34 protein-coding genes are annotated in these 26,108 nt (G+C 36.5%); 10 read left to right on the top strand and 24 right to left on the bottom strand.

Annotated elements, in window-relative coordinates; translation table 11 throughout:
• Position 1: 1 nt before the first annotated feature.
• The gene (locus tag ATK78_RS02620) at positions 2-703 is read right to left on the bottom strand and encodes a hypothetical protein (protein ID WP_133574495.1); all 702 of its coding nucleotides are present in this window, start codon (positions 701-703) and stop codon (positions 2-4) included.
• A 174-nt stretch (positions 704-877) separates the two neighbouring features.
• Between ATK78_RS02620 and ATK78_RS02615 the strand changes: the two genes are divergently transcribed.
• Positions 878-1,675 carry a M48 family metallopeptidase gene (locus tag ATK78_RS02615; protein WP_133574494.1) on the top strand — a complete coding sequence of 266 codons (798 nt, stop codon included), beginning with the start codon at positions 878-880 and terminating at the stop codon, positions 1,673-1,675.
• 236 nt (positions 1,676-1,911) lie between these two features.
• Here the strand turns inward: ATK78_RS02615 and ATK78_RS02610 are convergent, their stop codons facing one another.
• The 3 genes from ATK78_RS02610 to ATK78_RS02600 all read right to left on the bottom strand — a co-directional run bounded on the left by ATK78_RS02610 (position 1,912) and on the right by ATK78_RS02600 (position 4,538).
• Positions 1,912-2,595 (bottom strand): DUF2306 domain-containing protein, encoded by a 684-nt coding sequence (locus ATK78_RS02610; RefSeq protein WP_208112287.1) that lies wholly within the window; start codon positions 2,593-2,595, stop codon positions 1,912-1,914.
• Positions 2,558-3,532: a YARHG domain-containing protein gene (locus tag ATK78_RS02605; protein WP_133574493.1), complete on the bottom strand. Its 975-nt coding sequence runs from the start codon at positions 3,530-3,532 to the stop codon at positions 2,558-2,560. The genes ATK78_RS02610 and ATK78_RS02605 overlap by 38 nt, the downstream gene beginning before the upstream one ends.
• 175 nt (positions 3,533-3,707) lie before the next feature.
• Entirely contained in the window at positions 3,708-4,538 is an 831-nt protein-coding gene (locus tag ATK78_RS02600; RefSeq protein WP_133574492.1) for a hypothetical protein, read from the bottom strand.
• Between the two features lie 106 nt (positions 4,539-4,644).
• Between ATK78_RS02600 and ATK78_RS02595 the strand changes: the two genes are divergently transcribed.
• The gene (locus ATK78_RS02595; RefSeq protein ID WP_133574491.1) at positions 4,645-5,304 is read left to right on the top strand and encodes a hypothetical protein; all 660 of its coding nucleotides are present in this window, start codon (positions 4,645-4,647) and stop codon (positions 5,302-5,304) included.
• Between the two features lie 112 nt (positions 5,305-5,416).
• On the opposite strand, the gene ATK78_RS02590 is transcribed toward ATK78_RS02595, so the two are convergent.
• The 6 genes from ATK78_RS02590 to ATK78_RS02565 all read right to left on the bottom strand — a co-directional run bounded on the left by ATK78_RS02590 (position 5,417) and on the right by ATK78_RS02565 (position 8,350).
• Positions 5,417-5,599 carry a hypothetical protein gene (locus ATK78_RS02590; protein WP_133574490.1) on the bottom strand — a complete coding sequence of 61 codons (183 nt, stop codon included), beginning with the start codon at positions 5,597-5,599 and terminating at the stop codon, positions 5,417-5,419.
• Between the two features lie 21 nt (positions 5,600-5,620).
• A complete protein-coding gene (locus ATK78_RS02585; protein WP_133574489.1) occupies positions 5,621-6,217 on the bottom strand; it encodes a hypothetical protein in 597 nt (198 codons plus the stop codon).
• 56 nt (positions 6,218-6,273) lie between these two features.
• Complete coding sequence (locus ATK78_RS02580; RefSeq protein WP_133574488.1) at positions 6,274-6,468, bottom strand: hypothetical protein; 195 nt, start codon at positions 6,466-6,468, stop codon at positions 6,274-6,276.
• Positions 6,465-6,689, bottom strand: a complete 225-nt coding sequence (locus ATK78_RS02575) for a hypothetical protein (RefSeq protein ID WP_133574487.1) — start codon at positions 6,687-6,689, stop codon at positions 6,465-6,467. Before ATK78_RS02575 ends, ATK78_RS02580 begins: the two co-directional genes overlap by 4 nt.
• A 24-nt stretch (positions 6,690-6,713) precedes the next feature.
• Complete coding sequence (locus ATK78_RS02570; protein WP_133574486.1) at positions 6,714-7,640, bottom strand: Rpn family recombination-promoting nuclease/putative transposase; 927 nt, start codon at positions 7,638-7,640, stop codon at positions 6,714-6,716.
• Positions 7,641-7,813: 173 nt separating this feature from the next.
• Positions 7,814-8,350 (bottom strand): hypothetical protein, encoded by a 537-nt coding sequence (locus tag ATK78_RS02565; protein ID WP_133574485.1) that lies wholly within the window; start codon positions 8,348-8,350, stop codon positions 7,814-7,816.
• Between the two features lie 320 nt (positions 8,351-8,670).
• Between ATK78_RS02565 and ATK78_RS02560 the strand changes: the two genes are divergently transcribed.
• Positions 8,671-9,159 (top strand): SHOCT domain-containing protein, encoded by a 489-nt coding sequence (locus ATK78_RS02560; protein ID WP_133574484.1) that lies wholly within the window; start codon positions 8,671-8,673, stop codon positions 9,157-9,159.
• Between the two features lie 137 nt (positions 9,160-9,296).
• Positions 9,297-10,190 carry a DUF4274 domain-containing protein gene (locus ATK78_RS02555; RefSeq protein WP_133574483.1) on the top strand — a complete coding sequence of 298 codons (894 nt, stop codon included), beginning with the start codon at positions 9,297-9,299 and terminating at the stop codon, positions 10,188-10,190.
• A gap of 128 nt (positions 10,191-10,318) precedes the next feature.
• Here the strand turns inward: ATK78_RS02555 and ATK78_RS02550 are convergent, their stop codons facing one another.
• Together ATK78_RS02550 and ATK78_RS02545 are read right to left on the bottom strand one after the other, a co-directional pair.
• Entirely contained in the window at positions 10,319-11,164 is an 846-nt protein-coding gene (locus ATK78_RS02550; protein ID WP_133574482.1) for a toxin-antitoxin system YwqK family antitoxin, read from the bottom strand.
• A gap of 9 nt (positions 11,165-11,173) precedes the next feature.
• Positions 11,174-11,908, bottom strand: a complete 735-nt coding sequence (locus tag ATK78_RS02545) for a hypothetical protein (protein WP_133574481.1) — start codon at positions 11,906-11,908, stop codon at positions 11,174-11,176.
• A gap of 150 nt (positions 11,909-12,058) precedes the next feature.
• Here ATK78_RS02545 and ATK78_RS02540 point away from each other — a divergent pair, with 150 nt between their 5' ends.
• Entirely contained in the window at positions 12,059-12,712 is a 654-nt protein-coding gene (locus tag ATK78_RS02540; RefSeq protein WP_133574480.1) for an alpha/beta fold hydrolase, read from the top strand.
• On the opposite strand, the gene ATK78_RS02535 is transcribed toward ATK78_RS02540, so the two are convergent.
• The gene (locus ATK78_RS02535; protein ID WP_133574479.1) at positions 12,701-13,468 is read right to left on the bottom strand and encodes a hypothetical protein; all 768 of its coding nucleotides are present in this window, start codon (positions 13,466-13,468) and stop codon (positions 12,701-12,703) included. The two genes, ATK78_RS02540 and ATK78_RS02535, sit on opposite strands and share 12 nt — an antisense overlap.
• 181 nt (positions 13,469-13,649) lie before the next feature.
• Between ATK78_RS02535 and ATK78_RS02530 the strand changes: the two genes are divergently transcribed.
• Positions 13,650-14,102, top strand: a complete 453-nt coding sequence (locus ATK78_RS02530) for a hypothetical protein (protein ID WP_133574478.1) — start codon at positions 13,650-13,652, stop codon at positions 14,100-14,102.
• A 156-nt stretch (positions 14,103-14,258) separates the two neighbouring features.
• Here the strand turns inward: ATK78_RS02530 and ATK78_RS02525 are convergent, their stop codons facing one another.
• Entirely contained in the window at positions 14,259-14,996 is a 738-nt protein-coding gene (locus tag ATK78_RS02525; RefSeq protein WP_133574477.1) for a phytanoyl-CoA dioxygenase family protein, read from the bottom strand.
• Positions 14,997-15,102: 106 nt separating this feature from the next.
• On the opposite strand from ATK78_RS02525, the gene ATK78_RS02520 reads away from it, so the two are divergent.
• On the top strand, positions 15,103-15,816 hold the full coding sequence (locus tag ATK78_RS02520) for an HNH endonuclease (RefSeq protein WP_133574476.1): 714 nt from the start codon (positions 15,103-15,105) through the stop codon (positions 15,814-15,816).
• Here the strand turns inward: ATK78_RS02520 and ATK78_RS02515 are convergent.
• The 5 genes from ATK78_RS02515 to ATK78_RS02495 all read right to left on the bottom strand — a co-directional run bounded on the left by ATK78_RS02515 (position 15,813) and on the right by ATK78_RS02495 (position 21,002).
• A complete protein-coding gene (locus ATK78_RS02515; RefSeq protein WP_133574475.1) occupies positions 15,813-17,696 on the bottom strand; it encodes a Z1 domain-containing protein in 1,884 nt (627 codons plus the stop codon). The two genes, ATK78_RS02520 and ATK78_RS02515, sit on opposite strands and share 4 nt — an antisense overlap.
• Positions 17,697-17,701: 5 nt before the next feature.
• Positions 17,702-18,733: a restriction endonuclease PLD domain-containing protein gene (locus ATK78_RS02510; protein WP_133574474.1), complete on the bottom strand. Its 1,032-nt coding sequence runs from the start codon at positions 18,731-18,733 to the stop codon at positions 17,702-17,704.
• Positions 18,734-18,740: 7 nt separating this feature from the next.
• Positions 18,741-19,844, bottom strand: a complete 1,104-nt coding sequence (locus ATK78_RS02505; RefSeq protein WP_133574473.1) for a DNA cytosine methyltransferase — start codon at positions 19,842-19,844, stop codon at positions 18,741-18,743.
• 146 nt (positions 19,845-19,990) lie between these two features.
• Positions 19,991-20,509: a hypothetical protein gene (locus tag ATK78_RS02500; RefSeq protein WP_133574472.1), complete on the bottom strand. Its 519-nt coding sequence runs from the start codon at positions 20,507-20,509 to the stop codon at positions 19,991-19,993.
• A gap of 79 nt (positions 20,510-20,588) precedes the next feature.
• A complete protein-coding gene (locus ATK78_RS02495) occupies positions 20,589-21,002 on the bottom strand; it encodes a very short patch repair endonuclease (RefSeq protein WP_243732417.1) in 414 nt (137 codons plus the stop codon).
• Between the two features lie 55 nt (positions 21,003-21,057).
• Between ATK78_RS02495 and ATK78_RS23100 the strand changes: the two genes are divergently transcribed.
• Both ATK78_RS23100 and ATK78_RS02490 read left to right on the top strand, forming a co-directional pair.
• The gene (locus tag ATK78_RS23100; protein WP_394346936.1) at positions 21,058-21,288 is read left to right on the top strand and encodes a DUF6266 family protein; all 231 of its coding nucleotides are present in this window, start codon (positions 21,058-21,060) and stop codon (positions 21,286-21,288) included.
• Position 21,289: 1 nt separating this feature from the next.
• Complete coding sequence (locus ATK78_RS02490) at positions 21,290-21,634, top strand: DUF6266 family protein (protein WP_133574471.1); 345 nt, start codon at positions 21,290-21,292, stop codon at positions 21,632-21,634.
• A 71-nt stretch (positions 21,635-21,705) separates the two neighbouring features.
• Here ATK78_RS02490 and ATK78_RS02485 read toward each other — a convergent pair whose 3' ends face one another.
• From ATK78_RS02485 to ATK78_RS02470, 4 genes are all read right to left on the bottom strand, one after another.
• Positions 21,706-22,113, bottom strand: coding sequence for a (deoxy)nucleoside triphosphate pyrophosphohydrolase (locus ATK78_RS02485; RefSeq protein ID WP_243732416.1), 408 nt, complete (start codon positions 22,111-22,113; stop codon positions 21,706-21,708).
• A gap of 70 nt (positions 22,114-22,183) precedes the next feature.
• Positions 22,184-22,801: a hypothetical protein gene (locus ATK78_RS02480; RefSeq protein WP_133574470.1), complete on the bottom strand. Its 618-nt coding sequence runs from the start codon at positions 22,799-22,801 to the stop codon at positions 22,184-22,186.
• 9 nt (positions 22,802-22,810) lie between these two features.
• Complete coding sequence (locus ATK78_RS02475; protein WP_133574469.1) at positions 22,811-24,028, bottom strand: DUF2931 family protein; 1,218 nt, start codon at positions 24,026-24,028, stop codon at positions 22,811-22,813.
• A gap of 9 nt (positions 24,029-24,037) precedes the next feature.
• Positions 24,038-24,250, bottom strand: a complete 213-nt coding sequence (locus ATK78_RS02470; RefSeq protein ID WP_133574468.1) for a hypothetical protein — start codon at positions 24,248-24,250, stop codon at positions 24,038-24,040.
• Between the two features lie 488 nt (positions 24,251-24,738).
• Here ATK78_RS02470 and ATK78_RS02465 point away from each other — a divergent pair, with 488 nt between their 5' ends.
• A complete protein-coding gene (locus tag ATK78_RS02465; protein ID WP_133574467.1) occupies positions 24,739-25,113 on the top strand; it encodes a hypothetical protein in 375 nt (124 codons plus the stop codon).
• Positions 25,114-25,129: 16 nt separating this feature from the next.
• Here the strand turns inward: ATK78_RS02465 and ATK78_RS02460 are convergent, their stop codons facing one another.
• Positions 25,130-26,008, bottom strand: a complete 879-nt coding sequence (locus tag ATK78_RS02460; protein WP_133574466.1) for an OmpA family protein — start codon at positions 26,006-26,008, stop codon at positions 25,130-25,132.
• Positions 26,009-26,108: the final 100 nt, after the last annotated feature.

Genomic DNA, 26,108 nt, shown 5'->3' with positions numbered 1-26,108 from the left:
TTTATAGCTTAATTGAATTGTAACTGATCCATTGACTGGCAAGCATTTCCACGTAGTCTATAAAATCATTAACGCCGTTTATGGTGTAAAAAGTATACTCCGGCTGTCCACCAACCACTTGAATATTATCGAAGCAATGATCAGTAGCATACAAATACACCGCTTTGGTATTCAGGTCATAAAAAGTTTCATTCCCGTTAACCTCAGTAGCAAAACCGATAAAATCAGCGGTATGGAGTGCTGTAGCACCTTCTTCAGCTGTCACTTCCTTATAATAATCTGCATAACGCATATCCTGATAACAGTTTGAACCAATAAAAATGGAGTCCATATTTAAAGTGAGCAATTCTTCATCTTTATCAACTTCAGAATAACTTTCCTCAATGCCACCAATATGATTGATCAAAAGCAGGTGTTCTGGTAATATATTAAACCCGGGCATGCCTGGATCAAAGCGGCATAGCCAGCCGCTATTTTGTCCGGCATTGTTGGTCCAGCTAAAAAGCCTGTAGTTTATCACCTCTTTCTTAGCGTTTAAAGTAAGGTCTAACGTTCTGGCAGATGAGACAAGCAGATGCAAAACTGGAAAGGTTTGAATAAAATCATTCGAATACCTGATTTCAGGAGTTGAGAATTCAATGGGATCATTGGAATGATTAAACCAGCTGCAGCCCTTTTTAAATAGTTCGAAATCTTTTTCCATAGCGTATCCATTGACAATACAAAGATTATGCCTCGTTGGATAAAAGTTAATTTAAAATTACCATTTAATCAGTTGTGTTAATTAAACAAATAAAATTAAAACCATAACCTATAGATGCTGTTGTAACGGATACATATACAAACTAAAATAATACCTCATCTCAATTAAACAACTATGAAAAAAATTACGTTATCGCTCAGCATGCTGGCACTGATCCTTTCAATCGGAATGAATGAAGCTTCAGCACAAAAAATTAAGATCAATACAAAAGGAATTGGCGCGGCAGAAAAAGGACTGAAAGCAGCCACATTTTCTGATGCAGATGCAGCTAAACTGGCTGGGGAAGCCGTAGCTTGGATGGATGCTAACAATCCTGTTGCTGGACCAAATGATCCATATACTAAGCGATTGAATAAGATCTTTGGCAAACATAAAAATGAAGGCGGATTAGCGCTAAACTATAAAGTATACAAAGTAAAGGACATCAATGCATTTGCATGTGCAGATGGAAGCGTTCGCGTATTTTCATCATTAATGGATATCATGAGTGACGAAGAGCTATTGGGCATCATTGGTCACGAGATCGGACACGTAGCAAATAAAGATAGCCGTGATGCTGTAAGAAGTGCTTACAAAAGAGAAGCATTGATGGATGCTGCTTCATCACAATCTGGTGTAGTAAATACATTAACAGAAAGTCAGCTGGGTAAATTTGCCAATGCATTACTGGATAGCAAGTATAACCGTAAACAGGAAAGTGAAGCGGATGACTATTCTTACACTTTTATGAAAAGCCACAATTATAAAGTAACAGCTTTAGCCAGTGCATTCCAAAAGTTTGCAGATATGGAGAAGGCATCTGGCGACAACAGGACTAAAACAGAAAAGATGATGAGTTCACATCCGGAAAGTGCAGTCCGCGCTGCTAAAATTTTAGAAAAAGCTAAAAAAGACGGATTAGCTGCATTGTAGCTAGTAATACGATCTTCTTATGATTAAGGCAGTTAACAAGATCTTATTATGATTAAGTGAATAAATAGTCCTGGCCAACCGCCGGGATTATTTATTTAATGCTGTTCTGCAATTTTCTTTTTTTTCTCCTGAAACAATCCCATACGCCAAATTTGGTCATCCTGGTGTATGATCTTTATTGAAGAGGGATAACCATACTGATCATATAAACTTCTGACATCGCTTAAAATGAAGGTTTAAATCACAATTGATTTACGTTTCCGGTACAACCTGCCGATGGTAAAATAGATAAAAACTTCTGCAATAACTAAGTTACCGGTCCAGCCCAGCCAGGCAACTAACTGGTAAAGGTCCATAGGTTTGGGCTCAAACAGATAAACCAGCACAAATTTCCAAAGCCTCAAACTGATTGCAGATAAGGTCAACGCGTAGCTCCGGTACATCCAAGCTTTATGGAGGATCAGATCTCCCGATAATATCGCGAAAAACCCCTTCCAGGTAAACCAGATCCATAGCATGGCGAGCAGGCAAAAGGCCAACTGACCAATCCATCCGCCATTGCCATAAAATCCCATGATCAAACCACTGGGACCAGAAATACAAATAATAACCGCAACATAAACACGTCCGCTCCAGCGGTGCAGCGGTATAAAACGCGTACGGATAAAGGATGAAAACTGGATAATACCGGCCAGCAATACAAACATACTGCTGTAGACATGGGTAAAAAAAGCAACGTTATAATACCATAACCCGGTTACGTCTGTTTTAACCCTTAAAAAGGCAACATCAGCATTTATCGGAACATACTGAAGGGTAATTAGCAGCATGAGGTATGAAAAATATAACAGCGCGATGTACCACAACCAATGGCTGGTTTTCTTAACCCCTGCCGAAAACGTCATAATATTCTTTTGCATTTTTTTCATAACGCAGCAGTAACGCAATATTCTTCTTTTCCAGGTCTGTAAACTGACTTTTAACGTTTGTGCTTACCGGAATATACCAGGGCTGCATGTCAAAATAGGCACGCAGCTGCTGATCCTTATAGGAATAACCATGGCGCGCATATATGGTATTTCGAATGATAAAGAGATCCGCTTTTTTCATATTCGCCACCTGATCTTTAGTCAGCAGATCTGCAGAAGCATTATATTTATTAACCTCATCCGTTGTTGTAAAGTAAGAATTATCGTAGACAGGCTCCCCGTCAATTTCATCAGTAACCTTTTTCGACTTCTTCCAGTCAATATACCTGCCGGCTTCTAACTTTACATTAGGATCATACCTGAAGTTCTTTTTGACCAACTCGTACTTACGCTGTGGAATTCTGATCTTACCATAAGCAATCCAGATACCAGTAAGCGTACTGTCTCCTTTATCAATCCTAAATGAAAACTGTCCATCATATTTATCATCGCCAGGCTCTTTAACGAAAAAATTAAAGGCCGCACCAGCTTTCTCGAACGTACCCGTAAATGGCCTGTCGTTTCCAGCTACCACACTATGGCCTTTCACATTGCTGCCATTAATCTCATCAATAGAAATATTAATTTTATTGCTGTAATCCCATGCCCTCACCTCACCGGTATATACACCATCAATTGAGGTGTCAGGTTCAAACATTCCAACCCAATAGCCTTTAAGATCCTTCTCATCCTGAATAATCAGGCTGCTGGTTAAAGATACGGGCTCAGCACCAGCAAGTGAATCTGGCTGCTCAGATAAGCTTTTGTTTTCTGCCGGTACTTTATTCTTAACCATTCCATCACCACAGCCAATCAGTACAGAAAAGCTAAAAAGAATGAGCAAGAACACATTAAGTGGTAGATTTCGGGATTGCATGTTCATTTTCATAGGGAATCAGCGTTATATTGAATTTAAAAAGAAACCGTTAAAATAGCCATTAAAATTAATTAAAACATGATGCATATCATTTATTTGGTTAGCAGGCATATAGAGTATACATTACCTTTAATATTGAAAGACCTCAGAAAAGCACAAGAATTAAGTAAGGGCCATTAACGGGCTTTTACTTAATCATATATACCCGGTAATCATAAACTAAAAAAGCAGCATTCAGCTTTGATTTAAATCTATCCGGAACCGGGTAATAGTTGATGCCGTCAGAATAATCGTAGTCCCCGGTATAGAAGGCCGCCTGGTTGGAAACAGGGATTTTGAATCTCAATTTCTCCTTATGGAATACAACCGTAAAATATCCGGTTCCTTCCCAAAAATAACAAGTACTGGCCCCATTTGGACTTCCAAAACCCCTGAATGGATTTAAGCATTCGGAATTGAACTTATATTTTGAGTAATGGTTCATATAGACCGGGCCCGACTTATCTTCCCAATTTTGAAAGGGCTTAATGACATCTTCGAGCAGCAAACAGTTTTTTAACAATCCAGCACTATCCGGATTCACATTGATCACATCAGCTATTACTTTACCATCTTTATTCAGCGTAATTAAGTGCTTGTTGCCACCATCCACTTCAAAGCCTTTCCCGTCTTCGGTTTCCATTTTATAGGTAAAATTCACTGTATCCGCATAGACCCTCCCTTCGTAGGTTAGATAGGTTGGCGGATCCGGATGCAAAGAATCAATCTCACCATCTTTAGTCAGCTTAATGGTATCTACATACATAGAATCAATAATCTTGCTGTATGCGATCTGGTTTAGGATCAATCCTGGAACATGGATTCTTTTTAATGAATGGTTCTTTGAAGAATCACCTGTATTGATATCACCATGAAAAAAGATATAATACAGGTCAGGGATGTTGTTGATCCCGGCCAGGATATATGGCGACGACCAAAGACCCAGGATCAAAATAAGAAGTTTATAACGTTTTTTCATAGGGCTGTTAACCGCCAAGTTATATGAATTAATGGAAATATAAAATAATGGCGGGTAGTTGGCCGTAAATTTGTTAAAGATTAACAAAGCCATAAGCTCTTATACTATGAAATATCTAATCATTTGCCTGCTGTTATTAACGATTAAAGGATCTGCACAGGATCTAAAGGACTTTATCCCGGAAAAGGGATTTGAATTTGTAGAACAAGCCGAAGGCGATCTGGACAAAGATGGCGTCAGTGAAATTGTATATGCCTACAATACCACTCATAAAACGGTCGATTTCGGTTATGACAGGGTGCTGTATATCTGTAAAAAGATCAATGGTAAAGTGAAGCTGTGGAAGAAAAACACCACGGTACTTTGGAAAAGTGAGGATTATGGTTTCAAATATGATGAAGGAATGGCATTTGAAATGTCTGTTAAAAACAACACGTTGATTATTAAACAAACATTCAATGGTAACTCGAGACATAGGAGTTCATACAAGAGCATATACCGCTACCAGAATGGAGACTGGTATTTAATTGGCGCCACTACCAATGATTACGACACCTGCGAATATGATTTTCAGTATGACATCAATTTCTCCATTAAAAAAGTAAACGTCGCTGAGACTTATGGGGATTGTGATGAAGGTAAAAAAATTCCTGAAGATCGGATTTATAGTTTTAGTTATCCTTTCAAGCTGCAGAAAATGGATGGCTTTTACCCGAGAAAAACTGCAGTTGAGATTCCTAAATATAAGTTCACGCTGGTTTATTAATTAACCAGCAGTCTGCTGTTTTACCAGTACTAGTTTACCGTTCCGGATTTCAAAATCCCAAATAGACCCATATTCACCACAAGCTGGTTTTAAGGTATTTTTCATAAGTATACTATTTCTTGATGGTGATACTTCTGCCGGTAACCAGTTTAAATTCATAAACCCGATACAATCCGTCATCGGTAATTATGATTTCCTCTACCAGGCCGGTTTTACTAAAGGTATCGGTTACAAGCTGACCTTCCCTTACATCCTGGAGCACGCTTGACGGGGTATCACTGTTCAATCTAATCATGGGATGCAAGGTAAAGAATTATTAGTCAAGGAACTCAACACAATCTTTAGAAAGCACTTTTAGCCGGTCATTTAAGTTCGCCAGTCCAGTGGTATCTTTAATGCTGTTGTAGAAATAAGTGATTAAAGTTAGCAGTTCGGTTTCAGGATCGCAAGCCTGGGCTTTTTCCAGAAGAGGTAAAGTATTTAAAACGTGAATTTTGTATGCCTTAAATTTTTCAGCATTCAACCTGGCATCTTTTAATCGAGCGGCTTCGCCTACTTGTTTACCCAGATCCATACATTCATTAGAATAGATCCTGCCTAGAGCCCGACTGGATATATAATGACCTGGCACCATTTTGAGAACCTCGATATAATATAGCTTGGCTTTTTGAGGATCTAAAGATTCTTCATACAAATGAGCCAGATGATAGTTCAAATTAACGATACGCTCCTTACTGAGTTCAGATTTCCTGCTTAAAATTGCCAATCCTAATTTTATGGCTTGCGGTTTTTTCTCAGAATCTGTAAGTGCATTGGTATAATCTTCATACAGATCTTCAATATCTTTACTTTGCGCATTAAGAATCTGAAGACTTGAAATTAAAAGAAATATGCTTAAAAGAATCTTTTTCATAATTAAGAGCAACTAATTTAGTATCTGCTAATATATAGAATCTTCATTAAGTACTGCTATGATGTAGTTATTTCATTGCTATTTTCTAAATCAATGCCGGTAACATCTAAAATAAATTGAACAGATTCTCCAGATTTTCGCAATGAATGCGCAATTTCCTTTGCTTTTTTTTCTCCCGCTAACTCCTTAGCGTAATCCAACACGTTCTTATTATCCCATCTATACTTTAATCTTGGATCAAGTTTATTCATGTTATTTTATAATTAAAATTCTTGGAACTTTGGACTTCGGTTAAATTAATATCTGTAACCTCTAAAATATCAATATCCGAAAATCCTTTATTTTTCATTTTGATGGCTATTTCTTTAGCTTTATTAATTGCTCCTATAACGCTACCTTCTTCTCTAGACAACTCCTTGGCATAATCCAACACGTTCTTATTATCCCATTTGTACTTTAAACTTGCATTCATATTTTTAATGACTAATTATGGATGTTAATCAACTAAGTTAAAACCAGTAGCCTTTAGAATCGCTTTATTGGAAAACCCATCCCGCTTTAGAATTAGTGCAATTTCTTGAGCTTTATCGCTTGCACCCTCAATTCTACCCTCAACTCTACCTTCAACTTTACCTTCTTCTCTAGACAACTCCTTGGCATAATCCAACACGTTCTTATTATCCCATTTGTACTTTAAACTTGCATTAAACATCTTTCTTTCCTCCTTTGTAAGGCTAGTTAAACTAGCTAAATTAAAAAAATGGTCAAATTCAGATCCTAGAAACAGCGCTGGTCTGTCGTTAAACCTGGTTAAATTTTTAAGAATATAAATCCACTTATCCAACTGGGTTTCCAATTGTTCCATAGATTTATTGAATTTACGAACCTCCACGTAGGTATATCCTAACTTATTATAAAATACCTTACCAGTTGTTTGATTGATCAGGCAAACGTGATGTAAATAGTCATTAGTATCGCTATCGGGCAAGTTGAAATCTTCCAGTATAGCAACCAGGTAAACATCAGTCAATTTATAAGCCCAATCTCTCCTGTTTCCTTTTGGTGCCTGCTCACTGATCAACCTTGAAGTATAAAAAAGTGCACGTTCCTTAAAATATCGCTGTACACCTTTTTGGATCTCAATTAAAAACACTGCACCAAACTTATCTGTACAAGTTATATCGAAGATTGCCCCGCCTTCATCGCCAATCTCTCCTGGGTATTCGTTATTATTATAAACAATGGTTTCAATCTGCCTTTGCCCTTTCAGCAATTCATTTAAGAAACCGATCAATACTTCCTTGCTCGATTCGGAAGCAAATATCCGCTTAAAGGAAAAATCTAAAAATGGGTCAATGAACGTTCTTCTATTGCTGATCTTTAAATAATCCCGTTTGGAATTGACACTAACATTCGCATACATAATGAATACGTTAAGAGCAAAGTTAGATCAATTTATCTGTAAAAACAAGTTATTATTAATAAATATGAAATAATAGTAAATATCAAAACAAAATATATTAATATTAATGAAATAAAAGTCAATTAATTAGAATATCGCTCAAACAGATGAAACGTAATTCAACAATTTGCGACTTAACGAAAAAGCTCAATATAAAGATCTTTGAGTTCAGCGTCTTTCTTATCAAATTCAATAGAACCTACCTTAGTTCCTTTATTAATCCATTGGACAATCTTTCCATCCTTAAATGTAACCCGCTCCGTTTCTAACCGGTCAGGTTTAGAATCCTTGACATAGATTGGAGCAGTATAAAACGTTACTTCCTGATTCAATAGTGCGATCATTCCATTTTTGAAATAGAGCGTATAAGCCGTCTTGCCGGTCTCCCCATAATAAATTGCAGTTACTTTTACTGTATCTTTAGCATCCAGGTAATAATTCTGCTCTCCCCCTTCGCCAGATTTATCAGGATCATCAACAGTCTTCAAAATGAAATGGTTCAACTGCCGGTCTACACTATCACAGTATTTAGCAATATCGGCAACATACGCCCCAGTGTCAATTTGTTTATGAACTTGTTGATTTTTTATAACAGCACGCGGTTCTATAGTATGCTCAATTGGCTTCCTCTCACGAGCCTCATCTTTCGGCGAAAAATTACATCCAGCCATTAATACAGGCAAGAGCCAGAACCACTTAACACTGCGAACGATTATATACTTACTCAGAAACATCAGAATAACGATCAATTATTTATTTCCATAAATGTACCAATCTGTTTCGAAGTTGGCCGGTTTATTCCTAAGTTTATCCATATGATATTAGAAGTTGACGTATCAAACGTGATCGAAGGAAAAAACTGCTCCACCAATTTTACAACCCCTTCCAGACTGTAGAACGCTACACCCTAATTTAACTGCTGTTTCAATTTTGTTACGTCAATCCTTATGTGTTTTTACTAAATTGCTTTACACACAATATAAACACACACATGAAACAAATTATCTTATTCATTGCCCTAATGGCTTCAGTAAGCTGTTATGCACAGAAAATCACAACCTACAAAGCCTCCAATGGCGTAACTTACAATGTCGGCGACTCCATTAAACTGAGCCGGGGCACTGGGATTGACGGCAGATTTCTCTACGTCACTTCAAGATGGAATTTTAGTATCCCGGACGACGCCATGGCAGACCGACGCTATACAAACATGCCTGTCCTCATCAAGAAAATCTCTATAGAGAAATTTAACGGTATTAAGAAGGTAATCATTATCGCTGACGGTGATGTTGTTAATTTCGAAATTCCTGTTGAAGATGCAATTGATGCCGGAGAAGTAATACCCAACAAAAACAAACCTGGCAATCTTATATACAGTGTGGCGGATGAAATTGAAAAATTCAAGAAACTGCTGGACAGCGGTGCCGTTACGCAAGCGGAATACGATGGGCAGAAAAAAAGGCTGCTCAGCCCAAATTAAGTAAAATTAAAATAACCAAAAAAAGTCTCTGTATAAGCATACACTTTACAGGGGTTTTTTTTGTGCCCCAAACAATACCAATCCTGCATTGTTCTTTAACCAACAGAAACCTTTATGTTCCGTTCAATTAATTTATAATGACAGTAACTTTTAACAAGCACAATAAGATTAACGTTCAAAAAGCCTTAGAAGGATCAGAATCGTACAAAAACCTGAATGCAGAAGAATGGCATCAATTTGTACAGCACTACAATTACGACGACGGTATTGGGCCAATGCAATGGATGATCGAACAAAAGATCATCGATAAAGGCACTGTACTTTGTCTTTACTGGCACCTGCAGCCCGACTACTATCAAACGCAGGAAACACGGAATCCAAACAACCCGGAATTCAAGCTGATCATGGATATCGAAGAAAAGTATACTACTGGATTTTATGAGCGCGAACAGTTTTCATTTAATCCGGCAGATCAATTCAATACAGACCATACCATTCCTCCTTTTATTCCAGGAGAAATGCTGGAAAAGACATTAGGAATTCCGTTCGACCCTATAAACCTGTCTCTGGCCTACTTAAGAACTCCCAATGGGAAAGAAAGCAATACCATTCAAAAAAAGATTGACGAAGCCATAAAGATCATACAGATCACCAATCCTGATTTTACGCCAGTCGACTGCGATCAGACCATTCAGGAAATAGCGAACACAGTAGAATATTGGAAAGATAAAGATCAGGGGAAGATGAAAATCAAAACCCTTTATTACTTATTCGACGATTGCGTGCAACAAAAACATGGCTGGAACTGGATGGTATGGGATTGGGAAACAGGCAGCAGCATTGGCGTATCGCATCCATCCAGAAAATGGAGCAGCATCGGCGATAATATTATACTGCATACCAATAATGGATTAAAGCCAACGTCCTTCATTGTTGATTTTTTCAATGACCTGGCAGATCTGGAAGGCAACTTTAAGGATAAGCCAAATCCTTATTTCGGAATCGGATTACTCATGATCACTAATTTATAAGAGCAAAACACCATCAAAGCCATCATTCAAAGAGGCATTGATGGTTATTATCAACAATATCAACGGCTTTAAAAAAGCATTAAAGGATAACCTATTGTCAACGCTTGAAATATTAAACTAGTCTCTGATTAATTGCCGATCATAATGGTTGGCGGAGCATCTTTAACACCAGATTTGATTAACTTACCAGTAGTATTGTATTCCTTAAACTTGATGTGCATGCTATCTTCTTCCTCTATTTTTCTCAGTTTTCCGTTCAGGTAAAACCATTTGGTAGTGATACCGAATGGCTCATAACTAGTTGTTTTTTCCGTAGTCAATACACCATTAATATTAAACTCCTTCTCTACCTTTTTACCATTCATCACATCAGAAGCAGTTTCCATTTTACCGTTTGGATGATAGGTAAAATATTGCTCAGTTTTACTGTCGTGAGAAGAGATCACCTTCCCGTTCTTATATTGTTTCTCCATAGAACCACCATCACTAAATTGGGTATCAGAAACAAGCAAATCGTCTTCAAATTCCTTTCTTGAAGTAAGAACTCCATCAATATCATGAACTTCGTCCGTACGTCTGTTCTTCTCAAATTCTTTAGAAGACCGGATGATGCCATTTTCAAATGTAATTTCTTTAATCAGCTTGTCGTTTTTAAAAACGCTGGCCTTACCATGTGCTTTGCTATTTTCTAATGGCACCAGAGAATAAACTTCCTCATCTACTAATTTAGCGGTTTTGCTAAGTTTACCGTTCGGTCCAACGTAGAAGAAGATTTTATTATCACCTTTGTCAAAAGGAGCCGAATAATAACCAGTTGGAAGCGCGGTGTTGTCTTTTGTTAAAACATCAATGGTTACACTGTGTTTATTATCGCTCATCACAATACGGATGTCCTCCTTTTTTAATTCTTTATAATCCTGTGCATTTGCAAGCTGAACAAATAACAGGGGCAATAGCGTAAGTAGCTTTCTCATAAAATTGGGTTAAAGTGCAGGTTTTAAATCATCGCCCTCAAAGAGCTGGTAAGGATAGTTAAAATGGTAAAATACGTTATGAATGGGTTGGGGTTTATTGGCCGCAGTGGTAAACCAGATCTCGTAAAGCTCCATCCCGTTAACGGTTCTTTTTTCAACGGTAAAAGGTATTTCCCTGGCAGGCCGGTCTACAACCTTCCTTAAGTCTGGATTATTGGTATTTATAAGATAGTAGCTCACCTCATTATTAATCCTGTCCTTTCCATAGTCGCTAATGTTTTCATCATAATAGTAAGGAGATAAACGGGGCATTCCTTTCTGTTTGGCAATAGAAAGCTTACCGGCTTTAACCAGTTTATATTCCACTACAAAATTTTCCTGTATGGTCGTTTCGGGATCACCGGGGTTTACATAAGGGCCGGTTCTCCATTTAAGGCTGATCAGATCACCCCTGTTAAACTTACCTTCATAAATGGTTTGGCAAATATAATCCGTGGTGTCATTAGCACGATGTGCGATAAGCAGTTCATTGTCGCCATTTCCATCCACATCAATAAATTCCAGTACATCGGTATGAATGGTATCTGTAGGGTTAGCTTCTTTTACGATTTCTTTTGCAATGGCACCAGCTGTAGAAGTTGTGTTAACTTCCACCTTCCTGGCAGGTTCTTTACCTCCATTGCAGGCAAAGATTATTGATAAGAGCAGTATACCTGCGACGCGCTTAACTAAGGGATATCTCATGATTGCGTTTAAATAGATAATACAAGTTCATCTATTCAAAAGGGATGCCAGTAAAATAATTAAACGTTAAAATTAGTTCTGCTATATTTGATAAAATATTCTGTTTAAAGGAATATCCATTTATAAATAATATCAATTGATTCATTAGACATGGCCGAAAAAATATACTTCATTAGCGGCCTTGGTGCAGACAGAAGAGTTTTCAGAAAGCTGGTGTTTTCTGAAGAATTTGAAATCATCTATCTGGACTGGATCACACCAGATCCAAAAGAATCCCTGAGCGGTTATGCCCCCAGACTTGCACTAGCTATAGACCACTCTGCTCCTTTTTACCTCGTTGGTGTATCCTTCGGTGGTTTTATCGCTACTGAAATAGCTAAAGTATTAAAACCGAAACACACCTTTATTATATCAAGCGCCGCAACATCCAACGAATTGCCCTGGTATTATCGGTTGGCAGGGAGTTTTAGACTTCAGAAGATCATTCCGGCATCCCTGTTAAAACACACCAATAGAATGGCTTACTGGATCTTTGGAGCCCGAACCACAGGCGAAAAGAAAATGCTGAAAAATATATTGATTGATACGGATCCTGTTTTTCTAAAATGGGCACTGAACAGTATATTGGATTGGAAAAATACCGAACGGCCAGAAAACCTAACTCATATCCACGGAACCGGCGACAAGATCATGCCCATTAAATACGTAAAGCCAGATCATATCATTGATGGAGGCGGACATCTCATGGTCTACTCAAAAGCAGCAGCAGTAAATTCCATTCTTTCTGCCCAATTAATTTCCTGAGGAAGTTCCGGAGTTATAAATTGACACCGGAATTTTATTCTTCTCCATGATTTTTTGAAAATCGATTTGATCGTTCTCCTGGAAAAGATCGTCCATTGTGCTATAAACCAATTTGAATTGTCCGTCTCTCTCATATAGGTTGATACGAAATCCTAAAGGCACTGCATATTCTATTTTATTTTTATCTGCCAGAAAAACCATCTCAGAGATCTGTTCATTGCCGTAGTCCTCTTCCTGCCAGGCTAAAAAATGCAGACGGAAAAAGTTTTCAAGGCTTTGGAAATCTTCATAATAGCTGGTAATCATCAAACACCGTCGTCTCGGTATTGAAATAACGAGTCTATCCGTATTCAATGCTGCACAAGCTTCGGCAAGAAATGCAGCGGACAATACCTTTTCGGCAGAATGATCTTCACCAGAAGCAGTAATAACGCGGTTATCAAGGGATTTAGCCAGCGTTATCTCATAGGGGTAAGTATTGATATTGTGCTGCCACTGGTCGAAATTCTCTTGTACCCCAGGCAGCAGCAGGTCAGCCTCGGTAATATACTGAAAACTATCACCAGCATCCTGTGCAAAAACTAGTGCTAGTTCAGGCTTTCCGTCGATGTCAAGAAAAGGCTGCGACCTGGCAAGCCCCATGCCTTTCCAATCGGAACTCTTAATCATTGGATAAACCAGTACCTTCGCTTTGTCAATCACATTTACAAGAGGTTCTGCTACCTCTTTCTTAAATAGTTTATCAAAAAATCCCATAGGTGATGTAGTTTTATCTTGTGCAGGCAATTAATCTTCAGTCTGTAATTGAAGAACTTATAACATGCCATATTGTTTGACCAGTTGTAAATTTATTAGCTTTAAAAAGCTATTGCACAGATTGGAGAACAAACTGCTGCTCCTAAACGTTTGTAGGTTAGTTACACTAAACCCAAAAGATATGATCCATCTACTGATTAATGACGATTCTAAAAAGAACATACTTGATGAAACCAGTTTTGGCGGACTTCCTGTAAAAGAAGCCGGAGTAACGGTAGAATGGCCAAAATGCAAAACTTGCGATGCTGAAATGCAGTTTCTTGGGAAGATCAAAACGGACATTGGCTTAGAACAAATTTTTATGTGTAACAACGATCCGGGGATGTGTGATGAATGGGATGCAGAAGGTGGTGGAAATAAAGTGAATGTGGTCACTGCTGAAAATATCGAATTTTTCGAACCAATTGATAGTGAATTATCGCTCAGAGCAACTGAATACGCCGTGAAACTTGTAGAAACAGCAGAAGATGATTATGACATTGCAAGAGAAAACTGGACAGGAAATCAAAGAGAAGTTTTAGGACAGCTCTATGGATCGCCCTCCTGGATTCAGGGAGATGAAAGGCCTGACTGAGACTGTTGCGGCAAGCCCATGAACTTTGTTGCCCAATTGGAAGAAGGACCTGACCATCGCACAGTAATGAATTTCGGCGGAGGCGGAGTCGCCTATTTATTCGATTGTAAGGAAGGAAAAACTGCGAAATTTTTATGGCAGTCGTAAATTATAGTCCTATTCAAATTCAGTAGCAGCAAATTCCATTCTTTCTGCCCAATTAATTTCCTGGGGAAGTTCCTGATTGCAGAACTCGATGTGGATCACTCTCCTTTTCTTATTGTTAACGGTTCTGCTGGAACTGTGGAGCAGTAGCGGCTTCATGATCATTATACCACCTTGGGGAACGTTGCAGGTACGCTCCTGCTCATTAGCCCAGTCAATATCTTCCGGTCTGTATATATTCTTTAAATGAGAGCCTTTAATCACTTTCAATGCACCATTGTTTTCATCAGTATCATCCAGATGGATTCTAACGGTATAGATCTGTTTTAATATTTCTAAAGGAGGCTGAACGGCAAACTGATCCTGCTTAACCGTCCAAAAGTTATAGTTTTCAAGGTCAACTTTTTGATCAACAGAAATGGTGAGATCCTGATGATAGGAAACAAACCAGTTGGATTGTCCGGGTTTATCGAAATAGATAGACTTTACCACAAATTGACCCTTACCGAAAAGCTGTTGGATCAGATTCTTAAAATCATCATTAAAGATCAATTCATTTATCTCAGGTACTTCTTTTAGGAACTGACGAATGGCAAACAGATCAGCTGATTTCCTAAAGGTTTTCCTGGAAGTATCCGCCCGATCAATTATCAGAAGCATTTTATGAATCTGTGCTTCAGAAAATACATTTTCAATAATTGTATAGCCATCAAATTCCAATTGCTCCTGATATGAATTAAGACCTAACATGGCAACGAATATACAGATACAATTGAAAATTATCTGCTCACAAGAAATTGAACTTAATAAATAAAAATTGATAATTTTTACTTATTTTGATATAAAATTCAATTTTATGAGAAATCCAAAATGGCATAGAGATGAAATAATATTGGCTTTAGACCTTTATTTTAAGCTAGAATCAGGAAAAGTTCATGCGGGAAATCCAGACATTATTGAATTGTCAAGAATTATAAATCTTTTACCCATTCATGAAGTTAAGCCAGATGAGGCAAAATTTAGAAATCCAAATGGTGTAAGTTTAAAATTGAGCAATTTTTTAGCGATTGATCGTCCTGGAAAAGGGATGTCTTCTTATAGTATACTAGATGCTCAAATATTTAATGAATTTAAGAATGATAAGCAAAGTCTAAACAAAATTGCGTTATCAATTAGGCAAATAACTGTTGATCAAAATCTTAATAAGGAAATTCATTTGATAAATAGTGATGATGATGAAGAAAGCGTTCCAGAAGGAAAAGTATTGTATAGACTTCATAAACTTAGAGAGAGAAATAAAAACATAGTTTTAAAAAAGAAAAATGATGCCTTAAATAAATTCAATAAACTACAATGCGAGATTTGTGGTTTTGACTTTTATTCAAAATATGGTGAAGTAGGATTCGGATTTATTGAATGTCATCATATTACACCACTTTCTGACTTGGAGCCAAATACAAAAACAAAACCTGAAGATCTAGCTTTGGTATGCTCAAATTGTCACAGAATGTTACATAGAAAAAGTAATTTGGCTTTTGCAAGTCTAAAAAACTATTTATCTAGAGTTTAAACATCATAAAAACAAATACCCTCAGGAAGTTTTATATTTGGAATCCAAAATGGATTACCTTTCCATTTTTTTTCTACTTTTCCAGTAACTCTGTACATAGTTAATACTGTTTGACCATTTAGACGCTCACCAAGGGTTCTGTCGTTAGGAGATAGTAAAGTTCTTGTATTTTTTGAAATATCCCTATTTCTTCTAACGATTAGCGCGAATTTCTCAGTAGGTCTTTTCTCCAAAAGTCCATTTATACTATTAATATATTTATCCTTATTCCAATCCTCCTTATTATTTGACCCTGTGTTATTTAAACATTTAAGAATTAATTGTGAGTCTACATCGTAATATTCAACATTTTCGTCAAAGTCTTTTAATATCTCATCTAATAGGCTAAAATTCGACTCAATAGGATCATTTGGAAAGAAATTAATCCCGCCTGTCAATAAATTTAATGCACTTTGATCAATTACATTTTTACGAGTAGGCCTAATATTTTTAGGATATATTAATTGTACACCGTCCAAACCATATTTAGTAATTTGCTCAATTAATATTTTATTAGAATATGTAAGTTCGGTGAAAATTTTATTCAAAGTATTCGGGATAAAAACTCGCAGTAAGCCAGGTATTCTATCATAACCAAACATCCTAGAGTGTTGCCAATAAGAATCTGCATTTGGAGTTTTAGCTTTTCTACAATAATAAACCGTTTGAAGCGCAGGAAATGTCACCCCTCTACCTAAACTATTTCCTCCTACTAAAATATTATAGCCTTTATAATAATTAATCTCTAAACTATTATTAGAATTTAAAACTTGAATATTAAATTTATCATCATTAATTAATTGCAATACTATATCAAAAATATCTTCAAGAGGGTAAATATCGGGCTTTGATGTTTGAAGATCTTTCCATTCAACCTCTAATTCTTTATAAAAGTGACCAGTACTTTCATTGATTAAATGCAGAGAATCATTTAGTATTTCACCAATTTTTGTCGCTACATTTTCATGGTCTCCAATTCGAACACTAGGATGTATAAGAAAATTACAATTGTCCTTATTTCTTAGTTTAAAATCACCGCAAACGATTAAAAAATTTAGCATTGCAGATTTCAATCCTATAGGCATAGGAGAGTCATCGTTTCTCATTTCGATTAATTCGTTTTCAGGTGTATCCCTAATGCAGAACGATTTAGGCACTGAATAAATAAACTCCCCACCCAGATAATTAAGTCCTGGAGAAAAATAATGTACAAAATCTGGCTTCCAACCAGAAGTTTGAGTTTGTAATATTAATGCCTGAGGGGTAGCAGTAACCTCTAGATATATGCTACTTGTACAAAGATTTTTTATATCAAATAATCTAGAATTAATAGTTGATACCTGTCTTTTATTTATCTTAGTATTTAAAGATGCCGCATCTGCTTCATCATCAATAATGACAATAGATCTCCCGCTACAAAAATTTGAGCCAGCTAAATTATTTTTCCAACGCTTTAATACATTAGAATTTTTTTTAATGACAATTAGTACCGGACGGCTTAAATCTTCGAATCTTAAAAGACTATCTTCTGTTTCGCCATAAATACTAAAGGTTGTTAACGACTCTCTTGCTCTATATAGAGTCTGCTCCTGTAAATTTTTATTATCTGAGGTTAACACTAGAAAAAGATCAAAACTATTATCTGCTAGTTTTCCAATTACACCAAACATTTGAGCTGTTTTACCACTTTGTACATTACCAAGTAGTAATCCAGTGAAATGTGATTTGTAATCAAATCCAGAATTCACAATTGATTCTATATTATCAGATGTCGATTTAACACTTAATGTCAAGCCATCTCCTTTAGAGGATATGTGTTGCAAATAATTTTCAAAATGCATAATAATTATGATTTATAATCTAAAAACCAAACCTCAGGTATTGAAGTCGCTGTCAAAGTAATATAGTCCCTACCATACTTCTTTAAAATTTCCGAATCCACTCGTTCACCTACTTTTAAAGCTCCAGAGTTTTCTAATCGACCTTTAATCCACTTACCCAAAATTTTTAAATCATTAGAAGATCTAAAATTTTTACTAAAAGTTCCACTCGTTTTACATTTGAACTTCCAGCCGTCATCAGTTACTACATAAAACTCTTGATTAATCGGATATTTAGAAACTGAAGTTATTGATTTAGAAACAATTATTTCAACCTCATACCATGACCTTGGCATTATATATCCGTTCAATGGTGATTTACGGCCTTTACCAAAAAAAACATTCATGTTACTCTTTGGTTCACTCTTAACGGGAATATCAAAACTTAATTCTAATAAATTATTTAAGATAGTTAATAACTCGGCTTTACTCACTCTTTCAACTCCTTCATTGCCTGATAACAAATCATTTTCTTCAATAATCTTAAAATTATTTAAGTCATCTATATTTACGGCTAGCTTTTTAGTTAAATCAATTATTCTTGTATTAATATCTTCCGCTAATTTGCCTGAAACTAATAGATCTGCTTCGTAAAGCTTTTCTATAGAGTTCAAAATACTTCCAAGATTAGAAGATCCTATTACACTATTTATTGTATTATCAAACTTAATAAAAGAGTACATCTTTCCATGAAATTTCGAAGCTATAGATACACTTACAAAACCCATACTTGATTTTAGTAAAAAATCATTTAATTCAATCGCTGCATTTAGTTGTCCTTTAGTGAATCCATCAAAATAATGCATTCCTATCATTAATTCAACCTTAGGACCACCATTAATTTCAATAACATTCTTTAAATCTACTAATGATTCAGCAGAAATATAACCTGAAGCTATCCTTAATAAATTACATTCAGAAAGTTGAATTGAAAAAAAATCTTTAAAAGATCTCTTTTCAAGTTTAGCAGGTGAAAAATTAGACAAGAGCAATTCCATATTTAAGCTATCTTGATACAATCATATCTAATCTTTTATTAAAAGAAAACGAAGCTACCTCATCTCTTACATCTTCTAAGTTAATTCTATTATATTTATTTTCAAATAGTGGAAGTAAAGACTTAGCAATAGCGTTTACTCCACTAGGCGGAACAGCATTACCTATTTGCCTTCTGACTTCTGTAATACTGCCTTCAAATTTAAAGTCATCTGGAAATGATTGAAGTCTTGCTCTTTCTCTATTTGTCAAAGGTCTCGGTTCGGGATAATGATAACCCCATGTTCCTCCTCCACCTGCCGCAATAACCGTTTTTGACGGCTCATCTAACTTCAAACGTCTATACACATGGCTTATCATACCTTTAACATATAATGGATGATCTTTTGGTATGCTTGTAAAATTCCCACCCTCAGGTATAAGACTCAATAAACTTCTAGTCTTGTCAGCAATATTTGCATGTTCATTATTTAACAAAATATTTTGAGCTCCTTGAATTGCCTCACCTGACGTTCTATATGGTGTCTTACCCTTAGGTCCATGTGTTGGTTGAGGATGCATAAAATTAAAGCCAGTATCTATTCTAACTCCAACAATTAAAACTCTTTCTCTAAATTGAGGTACTCCATATTCTGCAAAATTATATAACTTAGGTGTAACAATATATCCAGGTAAAATATTCTCGAAATCTTCGATTATTTGTTGAATTGCTTTTTTATTATTCGCGGTTAAAAGTCCTTTAACATTTTCTGCCACAAACGCCTTTGGCTTTTTAGCATCAACAAATCTTAAAAAACTTTTATATAAATTTCCTCGCTCTCCATTTAGTCCGGGTCTTTTCCATATCATTGAAAAATCTTGACATGGAAAACCGCCGAGTACTAAATCACATTCAGGTATACTCTTATCAGTATAGGGATCAATTTTTTCAATGTCTCCTTCGACAATAATATTATCTCCAAAATAATTCTTAAACGTTTCACAAGCCCAGTGATCATAATCATTTGCCCATACAGTTTCATATCCTTCTTGATGAAATCCAAGATCTAGCCCGCCACATCCACTAAACAAAGAAATAACTTTTGGTTTATGGATAGTATTATTTTGTATCATATTTATAAAGGTTAAGAAAAATACTCATTAAAAAAAAGATTATTACCAAATCGCATCAAAAACTATCAACGATTAAAATAAGTTATATAGTAAAAAGTTAATAATAAAATACGTGATAAAGGTCAAAAGTACAAATACTAATTATATTAGCAACTGTTTATAGTTTTAATCTCTTTGAAAAATTTGAAATAGCCTAAATTATTTCTAGAAAGAATAGGTGAAAGCGATTGAGTCTTAGTTAGAATCTTTAATATATCCATTTCTAGATATCCTAAGATCCATGTTTCTCTTGAAAATAAATTGACAAAAATTATCGTTGCAATTTCATAATCGCCCTTTGGAATCAGCGGGTAATTTTCAAAATCAGAAAAGATTAATTCCGTTTTTTTATCCGCTAGCTTGAACGTCTGTTTATAGCTTTTATACTTTTTATAAATTTCTAAATCAAATGTTTCAGATTGAAATGCTTTATTAAACGCAATCTCAGAATAACATTTCAGCAAGAATCTATTAAGGTAATCTTGACCTTCAAATTTATCTCTTAGATGATTAATGTTAGATAAGTTTAAGTGATTCAAAGCAAAACTACGCAGTTTTATAAAAACTGCATATGGAATTTTATACTTATGAATTTCGTGATCAACTTGTGTTAACTCTTTTAGCATAATCTACATTAGGACACAAATATAACATGAAATTTTTACCAGCCGATTATTGTCAATTTAAATCACTAAAAGGTGACGTTTAAATTTTGTCAATTAGTGTATTTAGAGTAAAATTTATTAAATTATTTTTTAATTCACACTCCCAAATAGTTATTACACTCCAGCCTAACAATTTTAATGCTTTTTCAGCCATTTCATCCCGGCAAATATTTTTTTTAATTTTTGGCAACCAATATTCAATATTAGTTTTTGGAACGACATAATATCTACATCCTTCATGTCCATGCCAAAAACAACCATGAACAAATATTACGGTCTTATATTTCGGAAGAACTATATCTGGTTTGCCTGGTAAATCCTTCACATGCAATCTATATCTGAAACCATTGGCATGCAAAAATTTGCGAACAAGAAGTTCAGGTTTGGTATCCTTACTTCTTATTTTGCTCATATTATAAGAGCGAACTTCTTTAGAATGCACATCTGCCATCATATAATCAACGTTTATATACTAATTTTGTTTATCAAAATTATTCAAATGGGTACAAATTGTTAACTACTCTAAAAATAATACTATATCATCCATGCTCCTTGCCTATTTCCCTAATACAAATACTTCGATCTACACCTTATACGCAGCAAACAGATTGAAAGGAACAGCAACTTTGGAAATTCCTGAAAATTTAAGAAGTCAATACATGGAGACTTACGTGTTTTTTATTGCTGCCAATCATAAACAAGTTTCTAACAGCGTCTATACAGGCTCATTAAATAAATAATATGGGGATTCAATCATCAGGACCTTTTGGAGGGTTTTATAACAAGACAGGTCCATTAGTCGGTCGAAGAGGTAAAGGTAAATACATCATTACCGGACTGCATCATGCCAGCAATAAACCACCAAGCGGTGCTCAGCTGATCACATCATTTAAATTAGGCTTACTCATGAAATTTTTAAGCCATTTCAATGAGCTGATCAATAAAGGTTTTAAAAACTATTCGAAAGGCAAAACTAAGTTAAATGCTGCTTGCAGGTATAATTATGAGCGCGCATTTATCACGAATGAACAAAGGCAAAAGGAGATCGACTATAAAAATATAGTGTATAGCCGTGGACGGGTATAAAAACCATACTTCCCCATGGTTACGCCTGCCCCGTTTGCATCAGTAACGCGGAGATAGTATCTATGCAGGATCTATAACAATTGACCTTTTACAGAACATAAATAATTCTTAACGATTGGCACATCCGCTTCTGCCCAATCAAGCGCTAACAGATCTGCGGCATCCGTCCACATAAAAGAAGCATGCTCCCTCAGCTCAATATTGCCGCCACAAATGCCGCAAATAAATGGAATGAGGTTTATGGTAATATCTGGATAAGAATGGGTATTTGAAGGCATTTCAAACAGCGTAAAGATATCCAGGTTAAGTTCTTCTTTAATTTCACGAACCAGGCATGCAGATGGTGTTTCACCAGGCTCAACTTTTCCGCCCGGAAACTCCATCTTCAAAGGAAGCTTCATAGCCGCACTACGCTGCGTAACCAGAACTTGCTGATCCGCATTAACAATTATTGCACAGGTAACATCTATGATTTTCACTTTGTAATGTAATACATTTTATTGATTTGCAGTCCATGAATATCAAGTGATGCGCTACTTTATAACCAGCTTAGTGATATACTTCGCTTTCAGGTTCAAAATCCCGAAGCTTTGGCAATGGTCTTACCTTTACAATTTTACGGGTATTGCTCAGCATCTTTCCCGTCTCATAATTTTCCTTCGTTTCTAAAAGTAGTCCCGTTGATAAATTGTAGTCGGTATGGTACATAGAACCCTGACCGTCAGAAAAACCACCTGTATAACCAATCAGCTCGAAATTACCATTTTGATACCTGAACTTATTGCAGAAACCGCCACGAAGAAGATCAACATTTATCGTCAGCACGTTTGACTTGATCTCCAGTGAACGAAAACCACCTCCATCCACATATCCATTCTTACCACCAGGATATTGCGGAGAAATGGCTTTTAAACTGGTCATCACCAATTGATAATCGCCACCCGGCTTTCCAAACAAGACCTGAAGGCGGTACGGTGATTGATCATTAACGGTATCCTGAAAAACAGTGGCCTGATCTGGAATCCCATCTTTATTCAGATCTCCCTTTACCCTGGTGATCAAATGATTAAAGAGGTCTTTCTTTACAGTAGATTGAGAAAAACCAAATACAGAAATAAACAGAAAATTTAAAAGTAATACAGAAAATTTTAAGGAACGATAGCGCATAAGATCAGGTTAGTAATTTAATTCGTGGAGTTCAAGGAAGTTAAAAAGATGACGGGAATGATAATAAACCTTTTTCATATACTGCGGCTTAGGCAGATCTGGAAATATAACAATCTCATAAAATGAATCCCCATTAATCTCGAAGTCGTTTACCTCATACACCAGCGGGTCGTGATATTTGTCTACAGAATTTCGGATCAATAGATCAGTGGAATTAGCCAGGTAATATTTTAGCACACGATAAAATAAATCCTTACCCTCTTCAGTAAGCCTTTCTGAATGATAAGACGCAGTTAATTTAGGCATCCCCTTTTTCATCAGCTTTGCCAGCTTCCCTTTCTTAACCAGCTTAGTACTTATAGCGAGTTCATGCTGCTTCGGAGTACTGCTCGTATCGCCGGATGGTGTATAGATATTCGATTTCCAGCTTAGCCTGATCCGGTCGCCCTGTACCAGACCACTAACCAGTTCTGGTGCAGTCATCAGTCCGAGTGTGTCCTTATACTTCCTGGCAATCATCATCAACTGCCCATCAACTTCTTGTGCAGTAATAAATTCATAAATGCCTGTAAAAATACCATTTACCGGTTTCTGATTATTTAAGGATTGCCTGAAATCCAACTCATTACGTTCCCCGGCATCAAGTTTAGCATACACCCGATCTATAAACTCATCTTCCGTTTCTTTTCCATTGGGATACATCCCTTCCCAATTGGGCTGATACGCGTTTGCTTTGAATGATGCAACTTGCTTTTTACCTGCAGTTCCGTTAATCCAAAGAACCACTCCACCCTTAGCTGCCAATCCCAGGATAAGCTGCTTACCTTTAAGTTGCTCATAAATAGTGTTTATCTCCTCTACAGGGAGCTTAAATACACCTTTATACCATAGACGTTCGGAAAGAGAAAGCCAGTCCACATAGAGCTTCTCTGGAAGCGGACAAGGATCTGATCCCATACTTCCATTTCCAACCGACCATTCGCCACTTACAGGCATATCTATCTCTGCTCCAAAATCAGATGCACCGACAGAAACCCCATCCGGAAGAATAAAGTTTGCAGCGAGTACATGAACAGGTTCCAGGTAGCGGTCGCTCACAGCGGTGCCCCATTTGAAATTCTCAGCATGAGTAGCCTTTGGTTTAAACAAATAAACCAAAGCAGCTACAACCGCAACTAACGCAACAGCAATTCCTAATATCTTTATTTTTTTAGCGCTATTCTGCATAGATCTGGTCTACGCTTCTTCATCAGTATCGTCCGCTTCAACATCATCGGCATCCGAATCGGTAATGATCACGGATCCAGAGGTTGGTACCGGGCGATTAGAACCAGTTCCGTTGGTATCAGGCAAATCATCGGCATCTGTATCTTTTACTAGTTTATCGAGTGCTGAACCTGGATTTACATCTTCCTGGTTGTGGAGGTTATTCTTATCTTGATTTTCCATGATCGTGTTATTTCAAATAAAACAGTTACCCGATGCTTCTGTTTTAATTAAATAGAAGCATCCTATAATTTTCTTTAAAATGAACGATACACCTAGCATCCCGTCAGGGTGATCAATCATACCTTTTAGCAGATTCCAGAGGCGGGCGGGCATATCAACTGCCTAGTTAGGCACTACAATAACTAGCATATAAGCATGACTCAAATAGCAGTATGAATCGTGTCTTATAGGATAATAGCCGAACCAGATACGAATGAGACACGAAGTATATACGAAGGAGACAGCAACTAGACACGAACCCAAGTCGAACCCGACCCGAACCCAAACTAACTCAAAATTTATAGAAACGATCACCTGGTGATAATATCAGGCAGCAAACTGGTAATCATTTACGAATCCTTCACAAGGAATATTGACCAGTTAAAAAGAGGCAGGAACCGATAAGCAAGATACAAATTTATTATCGGATATTAGCAATTAAATACAATATGATGACCCTATATTCAAAACACTTCGACCTTACTACAGCCGCACCAAAAAACTTATTAGATGATTCTGCCGCATCTGCAGTTTGGCTTAAAAAAGAAATTGACCAGAGTGGCGCGTTGGAAAAGCTAATCCTGGATTATGAATACGGTAAGGGGAAAATACAAAATGTAAGCATCATTCCAGATACCATCATGTTTACAGAAAAAGGCAGAGGTAGATTTAAAGCCGGCTATGATATCAATGAATATTCACTCTGTGCGGCAATTGACTATATAGGCGAAAATAAGATGGACATCACTTTTGATATAGACGACAAAAAAAATCAACTCTTTCTATCCGGAGAAAACCGCATAGAAAGAGTTGATGAACTATAATTCTTGATAATACCGGTTAATTGGTTTTGGCAGGTTGTCCGCCAGCTTCAGGAGCTTTACCAATCAATTCCATGAACTGATCTAACTTAGGAGTAATGATGATCTGGGTACGTCTGTTTTTAACTTTACCAGCTTCCGTATCATTACCGGCAATCGGGTTATACTCACCTCTGCCACCAGCGGTCAAACGTTTAGGTTCAACACCGTAGGTATTTTGAAGCGACTGAACCACAGAAGATGCCCTTAAAGCACTTAAGTCCCAGTTGTTGCGGATAGTAGCCGTTGCGATTGGTACGTTGTCTGTATTACCTTCAATCAGCACATCATAATCTTTGTAATCTTTAATGATCTTTGCAATTTTAGACAAGGTCTCCCCTGCTTTATCTGAAATTTCATAACTACCAGATTTGTAAAGCATGTTATCTGAAAGAGATACATATACTACACCTTTAAGCACTTGTACATCGACATCTTTAATCTCTTCTCTGCTTAATGAACGGGTTAGGTTATTCGTTAACACCACATTAAGTGAGTCACTTTTGTTCTTTGTATTTACCAGGTGCTGAATGTATTTATTTGAAGCATTAATTTCATCTACCAATTTAGAAATGTTCACATTTCCCTGGCTGCTGGAATTTAGACATTTTGCCAATGCATCCTGTAACGATTTAACATTAGAACGCTCTGAAGCAATTTGCTCTTCCAGACTTTTTACCCTGGAGCTGGTACCAGAAAGTTCTTGCTGACTACCTTGATATTTTTGGTTAAGGTCCCGGCTCTTTTCTTGTAATTCGTTATAGCTGGTCTGTAGTGCTGCATACTTTTTATTGCTTACGCAACTCTGTGTAAGTACAGCTACCAATAGCACCAATGGTGCAGATTTATAAAGTTTCATAATTTATTGTTTTATATGATTACTAATATTTGTGATATATTAAACAACAATTAGGCCAAGTAACATTCTTGTTCATGTTCTGCGCAAGTTATAGTTTGTT

This window comes from Pedobacter metabolipauper (assembly GCF_004362715.1).
Classification (GTDB): domain Bacteria; phylum Bacteroidota; class Bacteroidia; order Sphingobacteriales; family Sphingobacteriaceae; genus Pedobacter; species Pedobacter metabolipauper.
This window is presented reverse-complemented; position numbering and strand designations above follow the sequence as displayed.

Excerpts from the sequence above, each read along its gene's own strand:
- ATK78_RS02475 (WP_133574469.1), bottom strand. The coding sequence starts at position 24,028 with ATGCAGAATAGCGCTAAAAAAATAAAGATATTAGGAATTGCTGTTGCG.
- ATK78_RS02480 (WP_133574470.1), bottom strand. The coding sequence starts at position 22,801 with ATGCGCTATCGTTCCTTAAAATTTTCTGTATTACTTTTAAATTTTCTG.
- ATK78_RS02620 (WP_133574495.1), bottom strand. The coding sequence starts at position 703 with ATGGAAAAAGATTTCGAACTATTTAAAAAGGGCTGCAGCTGGTTTAAT.
- ATK78_RS02500 (WP_133574472.1), bottom strand. The coding sequence starts at position 20,509 with ATGCTAAAAGAGTTAACACAAGTTGATCACGAAATTCATAAGTATAAA.
- ATK78_RS02575 (WP_133574487.1), bottom strand. The coding sequence starts at position 6,689 with ATGAATGCAAGTTTAAAGTACAAATGGGATAATAAGAACGTGTTGGAT.
- ATK78_RS02530 (WP_133574478.1), top strand. The coding sequence starts at position 13,650 with ATGATCCATCTACTGATTAATGACGATTCTAAAAAGAACATACTTGAT.
- ATK78_RS02545 (WP_133574481.1), bottom strand. The coding sequence starts at position 11,908 with ATGAGATATCCCTTAGTTAAGCGCGTCGCAGGTATACTGCTCTTATCA.
- ATK78_RS02550 (WP_133574482.1), bottom strand. The coding sequence starts at position 11,164 with ATGAGAAAGCTACTTACGCTATTGCCCCTGTTATTTGTTCAGCTTGCA.
- ATK78_RS02610 (WP_208112287.1), bottom strand. The coding sequence starts at position 2,595 with ATGCAAAAGAATATTATGACGTTTTCGGCAGGGGTTAAGAAAACCAGC.
- ATK78_RS02585 (WP_133574489.1), bottom strand. The coding sequence starts at position 6,217 with ATGAAAAAGATTCTTTTAAGCATATTTCTTTTAATTTCAAGTCTTCAG.
- ATK78_RS02535 (WP_133574479.1), bottom strand. The coding sequence starts at position 13,468 with ATGGGATTTTTTGATAAACTATTTAAGAAAGAGGTAGCAGAACCTCTT.
- ATK78_RS02590 (WP_133574490.1), bottom strand. The coding sequence starts at position 5,599 with ATGATTAGATTGAACAGTGATACCCCGTCAAGCGTGCTCCAGGATGTA.
- ATK78_RS02490 (WP_133574471.1), top strand. The coding sequence starts at position 21,290 with ATGGGGATTCAATCATCAGGACCTTTTGGAGGGTTTTATAACAAGACA.
- ATK78_RS02600 (WP_133574492.1), bottom strand. The coding sequence starts at position 4,538 with ATGAAAAAACGTTATAAACTTCTTATTTTGATCCTGGGTCTTTGGTCG.
- ATK78_RS02465 (WP_133574467.1), top strand. The coding sequence starts at position 24,739 with ATGATGACCCTATATTCAAAACACTTCGACCTTACTACAGCCGCACCA.
- ATK78_RS02540 (WP_133574480.1), top strand. The coding sequence starts at position 12,059 with ATGGCCGAAAAAATATACTTCATTAGCGGCCTTGGTGCAGACAGAAGA.
- ATK78_RS02510 (WP_133574474.1), bottom strand. The coding sequence starts at position 18,733 with ATGGAATTGCTCTTGTCTAATTTTTCACCTGCTAAACTTGAAAAGAGA.
- ATK78_RS02570 (WP_133574486.1), bottom strand. The coding sequence starts at position 7,640 with ATGTATGCGAATGTTAGTGTCAATTCCAAACGGGATTATTTAAAGATC.
- ATK78_RS02555 (WP_133574483.1), top strand. The coding sequence starts at position 9,297 with ATGACAGTAACTTTTAACAAGCACAATAAGATTAACGTTCAAAAAGCC.
- ATK78_RS02595 (WP_133574491.1), top strand. The coding sequence starts at position 4,645 with ATGAAATATCTAATCATTTGCCTGCTGTTATTAACGATTAAAGGATCT.
- ATK78_RS02605 (WP_133574493.1), bottom strand. The coding sequence starts at position 3,532 with ATGAAAATGAACATGCAATCCCGAAATCTACCACTTAATGTGTTCTTG.
- ATK78_RS02515 (WP_133574475.1), bottom strand. The coding sequence starts at position 17,696 with ATGCATTTTGAAAATTATTTGCAACACATATCCTCTAAAGGAGATGGC.
- ATK78_RS02460 (WP_133574466.1), bottom strand. The coding sequence starts at position 26,008 with ATGAAACTTTATAAATCTGCACCATTGGTGCTATTGGTAGCTGTACTT.
- ATK78_RS02520 (WP_133574476.1), top strand. The coding sequence starts at position 15,103 with ATGAGAAATCCAAAATGGCATAGAGATGAAATAATATTGGCTTTAGAC.
- ATK78_RS02525 (WP_133574477.1), bottom strand. The coding sequence starts at position 14,996 with ATGTTAGGTCTTAATTCATATCAGGAGCAATTGGAATTTGATGGCTAT.
- ATK78_RS02495 (WP_243732417.1), bottom strand. The coding sequence starts at position 21,002 with ATGATGGCAGATGTGCATTCTAAAGAAGTTCGCTCTTATAATATGAGC.
- ATK78_RS02470 (WP_133574468.1), bottom strand. The coding sequence starts at position 24,250 with ATGGAAAATCAAGATAAGAATAACCTCCACAACCAGGAAGATGTAAAT.
- ATK78_RS02505 (WP_133574473.1), bottom strand. The coding sequence starts at position 19,844 with ATGATACAAAATAATACTATCCATAAACCAAAAGTTATTTCTTTGTTT.
- ATK78_RS02565 (WP_133574485.1), bottom strand. The coding sequence starts at position 8,350 with ATGGCTGGATGTAATTTTTCGCCGAAAGATGAGGCTCGTGAGAGGAAG.
- ATK78_RS02560 (WP_133574484.1), top strand. The coding sequence starts at position 8,671 with ATGAAACAAATTATCTTATTCATTGCCCTAATGGCTTCAGTAAGCTGT.
- ATK78_RS02615 (WP_133574494.1), top strand. The coding sequence starts at position 878 with ATGAAAAAAATTACGTTATCGCTCAGCATGCTGGCACTGATCCTTTCA.
- ATK78_RS02580 (WP_133574488.1), bottom strand. The coding sequence starts at position 6,468 with ATGAATAAACTTGATCCAAGATTAAAGTATAGATGGGATAATAAGAAC.